The sequence below is a fragment of the Geobacter argillaceus genome (genome assembly GCF_007830735.1).
Classification (GTDB): Bacteria; Desulfobacterota; Desulfuromonadia; order Geobacterales; family DSM-12255; genus Geomobilibacter; species Geomobilibacter argillaceus.
In genome coordinates this window covers 1-1,602 of record NZ_VLLN01000065.1, presented here as the reverse complement: position 1 = coordinate 1,602, position 1,602 = coordinate 1, and the positions used below count along the sequence as shown (strand labels likewise).

Below are 1,602 nucleotides of genomic sequence, written 5' to 3'. Positions count from 1 at the left end.
AGCCGATTTCTTGGGATTCAAGGAGCCGATCCGCCAGGCCCCTCCCACTGGCCCCCAAACCAGCAGATTGAGCAATTCACGTCACGGATTCAGGTGGTCCCTTACCGTCAATCATGTGGAATACATTATCAAGAGCAGTAAGGTGTTTATCCCTATGGTGGTTAACTCTGAACTTGCCACGGTTCCACCCCTTTTCTACCTGCCATGTCAATATGACCCTCTTACCAAGCTCATACTCTGTGTTGGTCTTGAATCTGCTGCTACGTGGCCGTAGATAGTCGAATACCTCTTTGATGGCTTCTTCCATGTATGTGTTAACATTCGCAGCAGAAGTCTCGAACAAAGCCACGACATTTTCATCTGTTAAATCAGGTAGCTCACCCTTTTCAATCTGACTATCAAGCTCAGTCCTTCTTCTGATGTACAGCAACCGGCGCAGTTCCATACGTTCAACTATTACGGCCCAAGCATCTTTCTTGAGCTTGAAGTTAATGGAGTCACTGGCGATCTTTCCAACGTCTGAGCAATTACGCTCGGTAGTGCTGATAGGTAGTGCTGAACCTGTAACCCGGAGCATCAAGGAATACTGCTCGTAATGACTTCTGTGCTGTTTCGAGAATGGCATATGCTTCCTCAATACTCTTGATGGCTTGCTGATAGGTGCCGATCATGGCGGCAAGCGTTTCTCTCTTTGCTACGTCTGTGGTGAATGTGTTCATGATGCTTCTCCTTTCCGGTGGTTTGTTTGGCTGGCCAGCCTGGAAAGAAATAAAAAAAGCCACATCCTTAATGGACATGGCCTTGTGTAATGTTTTTTTGTGGGTGCCTAGAAAGTGACCCCCGGGGTTGCAAATAGTCCCCATGAGCCTCTATCTACCTGTACTTACACCTCTCTATGCGTGTTTTTCGCTTAAGGCTATATGCTTCACCGTGTCTAGTGGTATTTATCTCCTTCCCTTTGGGCATCTCGTTTTTGTTTGTTAAGTTCGGCTATGCGGTCATATTCAGCGCCAGCATCTTTAATTTCTTTGCCCAACTCTTTCAGGCTCTTGTTGCCTATCCATGGCTCATTGCCGAACCACCCAACAGCAAGACCGAGTATTACTAGAGATCCGAAGAGAATGATTCCAATAGCTGCTACACCCAATAGAGCACCCATAATATTCACCAGTCCTCTTTATCAGTACATGCCAAGCATGAACTTCATAACGATAACCGTTACGACAATCATGAAGCCAACAATCCCAGCAAATATAACCAATGGGAGGTCAAATGTACCTACAAAAGCCCCCACTATAGTAGTGATAATCATTCCGATCATACTTCGGGAAGTAAGCCCAAGTATGAAACCACAGATACCACCTGCCACGATCCTACCTAGCTTTAACCCACTAGATTTATTGCCATCAGAAAACTTACCTGCTTCTGGAGTATCACGTTTAACATAAATTACAGATGGTGATGTCTCTGGGGCTTCAGCCTTAACCTTTGGTTTGTACCTGACTCTGTGACGGCAAATTCAGCAATTTGAAATTTGCCCGCTGTAACCATTTGAAGTTCTTTGATAATTAAGCTATTTTGCTATGCAACAAAAACTCACCC

General features: G+C 45.2%; 3 protein-coding genes. All 3 read right to left on the bottom strand.

Annotated elements, in window-relative coordinates; genetic code table 11:
* Positions 1-76: 76 nt before the first annotated feature.
* Positions 77-577 (bottom strand): DUF4942 domain-containing protein, encoded by a 501-nt coding sequence (locus tag JN12_RS20345; protein ID WP_170242114.1) that lies wholly within the window; start codon positions 575-577, stop codon positions 77-79.
* Positions 528-719 carry a hypothetical protein gene (locus JN12_RS20620; RefSeq protein ID WP_170242112.1) on the bottom strand — a complete coding sequence of 64 codons (192 nt, stop codon included), beginning with the start codon at positions 717-719 and terminating at the stop codon, positions 528-530. Before JN12_RS20620 ends, JN12_RS20345 begins: the two co-directional genes overlap by 50 nt.
* Before the next feature lie 215 nt (positions 720-934).
* Entirely contained in the window at positions 935-1,168 is a 234-nt protein-coding gene (locus JN12_RS20340; RefSeq protein ID WP_145026381.1) for a hypothetical protein, read from the bottom strand.
* Between the last annotated feature and the right edge of the window lie 434 nt (positions 1,169-1,602).

What these genes read in the sequence shown, in the direction of transcription:
- JN12_RS20345 (WP_170242114.1), bottom strand. Translation starts at nt 577, where the DNA reads ATGCTCCGGGTTACAGGTTCAGCACTACCTATCAGCACTACCGAGCGT.
- JN12_RS20620 (WP_170242112.1), bottom strand. Translation starts at nt 719, where the DNA reads ATGAACACATTCACCACAGACGTAGCAAAGAGAGAAACGCTTGCCGCC.